Annotated in this window: 6 protein-coding genes; 5 read left to right on the forward strand and 1 reads right to left on the reverse strand. The window is 66.3% G+C overall.

Translation table 11 applies throughout. From position 1 onward, the window contains the following. On the reverse strand, positions 1 to 682 hold a 682-nt coding region (locus tag AB1609_12810; GenBank protein MEW6047341.1), incomplete at its 3' end, for a hypothetical protein. A gap of 161 nt (positions 683 to 843) precedes the next feature. Here AB1609_12810 and AB1609_12815 point away from each other — a divergent pair. From AB1609_12815 to AB1609_12835, 5 genes are all read left to right on the forward strand, one after another. Then, a complete protein-coding gene (locus AB1609_12815) occupies positions 844 to 2400 on the forward strand; it encodes a radical SAM protein (protein ID MEW6047342.1) in 1557 nt (518 codons plus the stop codon). 103 nt (positions 2401 to 2503) lie between these two features. Then, positions 2504 to 4267, forward strand: a complete 1764-nt coding sequence (locus tag AB1609_12820; protein ID MEW6047343.1) for an L-lactate permease — start codon at positions 2504 to 2506, stop codon at positions 4265 to 4267. 449 nt (positions 4268 to 4716) lie between these two features. After that, entirely contained in the window at positions 4717 to 5619 is a 903-nt protein-coding gene (locus tag AB1609_12825; GenBank protein ID MEW6047344.1) for a GNAT family N-acetyltransferase, read from the forward strand. A gap of 15 nt (positions 5620 to 5634) precedes the next feature. Further along, positions 5635 to 5826 (forward strand): hypothetical protein, encoded by a 192-nt coding sequence (locus tag AB1609_12830; protein ID MEW6047345.1) that lies wholly within the window; start codon positions 5635 to 5637, stop codon positions 5824 to 5826. 71 nt (positions 5827 to 5897) lie between these two features. Further along, positions 5898 to 6917: methyltransferase domain-containing protein (locus tag AB1609_12835; GenBank protein ID MEW6047346.1), on the forward strand; the 1020-nt coding region annotated here is incomplete at its 3' end.

Consider the following 6917-nt stretch of genomic DNA (forward strand, 5'->3'; position numbering starts at 1 on the left):
CGGTCTGAGCCAGGTGAATCAAGATCTCGCGGATGGTCCGGGAGCCGGGGATGCACCACTCCATCGCCCCTCCCGGCAGGTCAGCCAGGGTTTCGAAGAGGTCGAGCCGAGACCATTGCAGGTAGAGCAGGCCATGATGGAGTTCCTCGGCGGTGAGCGGCACGAGATCGGGGAGAAAAAGCGCCCAGGTGCCGCCTCGCCCCATGGAGCCGTCGCGGACCAAAAGCTCGACCACCTCCACGGACAGCGGCGACGTAAGCTGCACGGGCTCCCCGTGACGGCGGAGCCATGCGGAGGCGAAGCGAGCCGCCTGGGGCAGCAGCGAAAGCACCCGATCGTGATCGGGCGCCCAGCAATAGCAGCTGGGGAGGTCCAGCACCCATCCCGCCGCTCCGCCGTCGGTGGCAGCTTCCACGAAGGCACGCAGAACCGTGAGCTGTTGGGGCACACAACCCACCCCCAGCAGCGCAACTGTCCCGGCTTTGGGGCCTTCCACACCTGGTCCGCCCTGTCCTGCAGCGTTCAGTGCCGGCCGTATCAGCGCCAGCCCTGCTGCGGCCATCGCCCGCTCATCTTCGGCGATCCATCCCTGCCGGGCAGCCGCTGCCAGGGTCGCCGAGAGTTCAGCCCCTTGCCGGCGACTCGCCAGAGAAGGGGCCAGCGCCCCGCGTAAAGAATTCATCTCAAAACCGAGATCCCGAAAACGGAGCTCGCTCCGGGACATCCGGCTGCCGGCTCTCCATTCGCACGGCGTTCGCCCTACCCGCAGGAGGCGTTCCCCCCGTCCCACCGTCAGCGGATAGACGTCCCCGGCAGGTTCCCGATAAAAGGAGATGGTTCCCCATGGCTTCCTTGCCCGTTTCAGCGGGCGCCGACGGCGTTGGCGCTGGCGCGCCCCTCTCCGTTCCCTCGGGCTCCCCGCGTGCGCGAAGGCGGCTGCGCATCCTGCTCGTGAAGCCGGATATTTCCAGCGTTAGCGTGGGCTTTACCAGCCTCGCCCGGGTGGCGCCACTCGACCTGCTCATGGTCGCCGCCTCGGCGCCCCGCGACGACTGCCGCATCCTGGACCTGCGCCTGGAAGAGGATGCGGTGCTGGAACGAACCCTGGCCGCCTTTCGTCCGGACGTCGTCGGCCTCACCGCGTACACGGCCGAGGCGTGGGCGGCCAAGGGCCTCGCGCGCCGGATCAGGGCCTCGTGCCCGGAAGCCCTCATCGTCTGGGGTGGCTATCACGCCACCATGGCTCCCGAAGACGCCCTTTCCGAGCCCGCGGTCGACGTGCTGGTGCTGGGCGAAGGCGAAAAGACTTTCCCCGAACTGATGGATGCCTTCGCCCGCGGCGACAGCTGGCAGTCCATTCCCGGCCTGGCCTTCCGCCGGGACGGGCGGGTGGTGCGAACGGCGCCCCGGCCGCCGATAGAGGATCTCGACACCCTTCCCATGCCGGACTGGTCGCTGGTGGAACGCCACCAGGACCGGTATTACCTGAACGTGATGGGCGTGGCGGGGTCCGTGGAGACGAGCCGGGGCTGCCCCTACGACTGCAGCTTCTGTTCGGTGTGGGTCTTCAACTCCCGGCGTTACCGGACCAAGAGCCCCGACCGGGTGATGGCGGAGCTCGAGCGGCTCCCGGAAGCGGTGCAGGTGGTGGCCTTCGTCGACGACGAGTTTTGGGTCGATGGCCGCCGCGCGCAGGAGATCGCGGCGCGCATCCGGGAGCGGATCGCTTCCGACCCATCCTGGAAGGGTCGCAAGTGGAAGTACTGGGCGCAGGTGCGCACCGACGACGTGGCCCGCCGGCCCGCCCTGGTGGAGCACTGGTCGAAAGCCGGACTGAAGGTCCTGCTGCTCGGCATCGAGTCCCATAAAGAAAGCGAGATTCGCGAGCTTCACCACAAGCGCAACCGCCTGGAGCACGCGCTCTGCGCTCTGGACGAGATGCGCCGCTGCGGGGTCGAGGCCTGGGGCTGCTTTATCGTCAATCCGGACTGGGAGGAGTCCGACTTTTTCGAACTGGCGGCCTTCGTGCGCAGGCTCGGCATTGCGTTCCCGCAATACACCGTGCTGACGCCGCTTCCGGGAACGGTTCTGGCGAGGCAGTGGCTGCGGCAGGGGCTTCTTAAAGTGGAGGAATGGCACGACGAACTGCTCGACTTCCTGCACACGACGGTCAGGCCGCGGCTTCCCCTCAGGCGGTTTTACGAGCTGATGGCGATGCTCTACTCGACGACCTCCATGGGAAGCAACCTGCAGCTTTACAAGAGGGCCATCCGCAACGGGGTGATCTCCCGGGAATGGCTGCACAGCGAGACGGGCCGGCGCGTCAAGGCGTTCCTTGCCCAGCTGACCGACGTCGAAGCGTATCTGAAGGTGCACCGGGCGCTCGGCCAGATCGGGTAGGGGTGCGCTCAGGACGATCTCGACTCGCCGGCGCCGGCTGCTGCCCGTGCATGAACCGGCTGCTACGGGAGACACCCTGAGGCCAGGGAGAGGTGTTGCCGGGGTGTTTGCCCTCCTCGCGCTGCTTCCCATCTTGAGCGTCCTTCTTTTCCTGGTGGTGTTGCGGTGGCCCGCGCTTCGAGCCCTGCCCGTGGCCTACGTGGTGGCGGTGGCGGAGGCCCTCTGGGTCTGGGGCGTCGCCCCCCGGGCCGTCCTCGCCTCCACCATCCAGGGGGTCATCGTTGCGCTCAGCATCCTTTACATCGTCTTCGGAGCCCTGTTGCTGCTGGCCACGCTGAGGGCCAACGGCGCGCTCGCCACCATCCGGGCGGCTTTCACGCGAATCAACCCGGACCGGCGGGTGCAGGCCATCATCGTCGCATGGCTGTTTGGCAGCTTCCTCGAAGGCGCGGCCGGTTTCGGCACGCCGGCCGCCGTGGTGGGTCCGCTCCTGCTCGGTCTGGGGTTTCCGGCGATGGCGGCGGCCATGAGCGGGCTCATCATCCAGAGCACGCCCGTAACTTTCGGGGCGATCGGAACCCCCATCCTCCTCGGCGTCGGCACGGGACTGGGCGTTCCGCTGGTGCGAGAGGCCGCCGCCAGGGCGGGGCTCACCTGGGGAGAGTACCTGAGCGGCATCGCCGTGCGCGCGGCCGCACTTCACGCAGCGGTTGGCGTCCTCATACCGGTGTTCCTCTCCGCGCTGCTCACACGTTTCTACGGCGAGCGGCGCAGCTTTCTCGAGGGGCTGCGCATCTGGCCCTTCGCCGTGTTTGCCGGGCTGGCCATGGTCGTCCCGTACCTGGCGGTTGCCTACCTGCTGGGCCCTGAGTTCCCGAGTTTGCTGGGAGGGCTTATCGGCCTGGCGGTGGTCGTGCCGGCCGCGCGCCGGGGGTTTCTCCTGCCGGAGAAGACCTTTGACTTCCCGCCCCGCGCCCGCTGGGAGAGGGACTGGATGGGGACGGTCGAGGGCGACGTGAACGGCCAGACGCCCCGCGTTTCGCTCGTGGCGGCCTGGGGGCCGTACGCCCTGGTGGCGGCCGCTCTCGTTTTGACCCGCCTGCCCGCACTGCCCCTAAAGAGGTGGCTGAGCGCGGTGAAGCTGGCGTGGAACGACATTCTGGGGACGCGCCTCGGAGCCGTCGTCGACGTGCTTTACTCGCCGGGATTCATCTTCCTGGTGGTTTCGGCCCTCGTTTTCGCTGGGTTTCGGATGGGGGCCCGGGAAATCGGCGCTGCGGTGGGCTTGGCCTGGAGGCAGGTGCGCACCGCAGCCCCTGCCCTGCTGGTCGCCGTTCCGATGGTGCGGGTGTTCATCAATTCCAGCGGCGGGGCGGCCGGGCTGGACAGCATGCCCATCGAGCTGGCGAAAGGGGTTGCGGCGACGGTTGGCGCCAGCTGGCCGTTCTTCGCGCCGGTCATCGGGGCCCTGGGCGCCTTCGTCGCCGGCTCCAACACCCTTTCCAACATGATGTTCTCCCTGTTCCAGTGGGGCGTGGCCGACCGGATCGGAGGCCTGCCCCAGGTAGTCGTGGCGGCTCAGGCGGTGGGCGGGGCCGCCGGCAACATGATCACGGTCCACAACGTCGTGGCGGCTGCCGCGGTGGTGGGCCTGGTCGGCAGGGAAGGGGACATCATCCGGAAGACGATGGTTCCCCTCGTTTACTACTTGCTCGCTGCCGGGTCGCTGGCCTCGATATGGCACTACGGTCTGGGGGCGCACCTGGGTGCGCTGACCCTGGCCGCGATGGTGGCGGGCGCTGCCTACCTCGTGGCCAGGGAGCACCGGGCGGGCCGGGCTGCTCCCGTCCCCGGAGCAGGGCAGTAATTGTCGGAGATGAGCAAATCCACCGCGCTGCGCCGGCTGAAGGCCGAGATCGGCGCCACCCGCCTCCCATGGGCGCCATTGACTTCGTCCGGGTCCTAGAGTAGGCTGGCGCTACCAGCGTATAGAGTGCTGATTCCATCCTGACAACTGCGGGAAAGCCCAGATGAGGACGTTGGTCCAAGCGCCCCATGTTTTGAGGCGGGCGCGCTGGCCGCGATACCGGTCGGTGGAAGCTGTTGAGGTGCCGATGGGCGACGGGCACCCGGAACCCTGGTTAGTGGCTTGGGGCCCTCGCGGAGAAGTGTTCGAGTCCCTGCTGGCGCACCGGTTTTCTCCCATCGGCGGCTGCTTCCGGCGAGCCCGCGCTCGAATGGGCGCCTTCACTTGCGGTGCCACCTCACCGTCGTCGGCGGGCTCCGTGTCATCGAGGTCGTCCGCCGTGCTGTGCGTTGACCAGAGGGGGGAGCCCGATCAAACTCGAACGTTTTGACGCTCCGGCCGAATTCTATCGCCGCGCTGCCGGGTTTTTGCTCAACCACGAGGCCGATCACAACCTCATGCTGGGGATCGCCAACGGTCTTATCGAACACCCCGAGCGCGTCCAGGGGCAACCATATCTGGCCATCGTCCTGGACGGCGGCACGGTCGTGGCAGCCGCTGTCATGACTCCACCCCGGAACCTGGTACTATCCCGGGTTTCAGCGGCCGACGGGCTCTGGCTCATCGCGGAGGATGTCTACCGGGAATACCGGCGGCTGCCGGGAGTGCTCGGGCCCAGCCCCGTGAGCCTGACCTTTGCGGACCGGTGGCAGCGCCGGAGCGGCCAACCTTTCCAGAAGGCGAGGGCGCTTCGGATCTACCAACTGGATCAGGTGCGACCCGCCAGTAGGGCGCCCGGCGACCTCCGCCGCGCCACCGAAGCTGACCGGGACCTACTCATCAGGTGGATGGCAGCGTTTGGTGCCGAGGCCTTGGGCCAGGCAGACGCTGGCGAGGCCGAACAGAGGGTGGACGCCCTCCTTCAGCCGGGGCACCGGGGGCTGTTCCTTTGGTACGACGGTCGTCCCGTCTCCATGGCCGGTTACAGCGGCCCGACGGGAAACGGTATTCGCGTCAGCGCGGTCTACACCCCTCCTGAGTACCGACGCCGGGGGTATGCCAGCGCGTGCGTCTCGGCGTTGAGCCAATTCCTGCTGGACACCGGATACAAGTACTGCTTTCTCTTCACCGACCTCAGTAACCCGACCTCCAACCACATCTATCAGGAGATGGGCTACCGGCCCGTTTGCGACGTGGACGAGTACAGGTTCATGGACCCTGACAGCCGGTCTGAGTCCAGGCCCGCCGGCTGAGGGGAGTTCCGGGGATTGCAACGGCTGCCGGTCATGCCGTGTACGGCCAAGAAGTTCGAGGCAAGCCGCCCCGAACCGGCGGGCGACGCCGACCCCCACGGCTCCGCCCTTTCGTGGAGCGAAGCGGCCGGCAACTTCTCCCTGCCCGTCGTCTCCTTGCCGCTTCGGGATCTCCACCGGCGGCTGCCTCAGCTTCGCTGGGAATAATGCCGGTATGCGCTTTCAATGCCGGGTCGTGTACACCAATTACACAGGCAACCGGGAGTTAGGTCGCAACGATGGAAATGCAGCGAGGCACCGGTAGGGAAACCGGTCAGGACTCTCAGAAGATGGCGGCGCAGAAAACCTCCGAAAGCCACGAAGCTTGCCTGGCTTCCTTCTTGGAAAAACTGCGTGCAGCAGGTGTAGCGGACGCGGGCATTCTCAGCGCCTTTGCTGCGGTACCTCGCCACCTTTTTGTCGATTCGTGGTTCGAGCACAGCCCTGCTGGATGGGTGCTCAGACCCGCAGAAGGTGAGCGCTCCCTTGCCGCTATATACTCGAATCGGGCCTTAGTACTGGACGTCAAAGACGGTCTTCCGGTCTCCTCGACATCGCAGCCTAGCCTCATCGGCTCGGTGTTGCGTGCCTTTGATGTGCGGCCCGGAATGAACATTCTGGAGATCGGGTGCGGGGTTGGCTACAGCACTGCTCTGTTGAGCCGGCTTGTTGGGTCTGAGGGCCAGGTTACGGCAGTGGATGTGGATGCCCGACTTGTAGAGCGTGCTCGAGAGGTCCACAGGCGCCTCGGCTTCCCCACAAGATTCGCTACAGGCGACGGTTACAACGGCTTCAAGGAGGCGGCTCCGTTCGACCGGATTGTGGTCTACACCGGCCTTGCGGATGTGTCGCCGGTCTGGTTGCAACAGCTGGGCGAGTCTGGTTTTGTGCTGGCGCCCATTGACCATTGCGTCGATACCCCGTACTTGCGGATCCGGCCTGACGGGACAGGTGCCGCAGTGATGTGGGCGGGTTTTATTCCTGCGCGTGGGCAACTTGGATGGAGCAAATCGCGATCGTCGCCATGGAGTGGCGTTCGGCTCCCCGCGGTAGGTACCGTACCAGTACTCGAAGAGACCTGGCAGGTCGACAGCAGGTCCTTCTGGTTTTTTCTCACGTTTAGAGAACGCAGACTGGCGAGGCTGCTCAACTATTCGCTCGTCGGTAATAGCAGTTATGTGTCGTGGGATGATACTCATGTTCGCGCCTTCGGGGACGCCGCGGAGGCCAGGAGCCTGTTAGCTGAGGTAAAGGCTCTC

Source organism: Bacillota bacterium (assembly GCA_040754675.1).
In the GTDB taxonomy this organism is placed as follows: domain Bacteria; phylum Bacillota; class Limnochordia; order Limnochordales; family Geochordaceae; genus Geochorda.

Bases quoted from the DNA above. Each gene is read 5' to 3' on its own strand.
- AB1609_12815 (MEW6047342.1), top strand. From the start codon at position 844: ATGGCTTCCTTGCCCGTTTCAGCGGGCGCCGACGGCGTTGGCGCTGGC.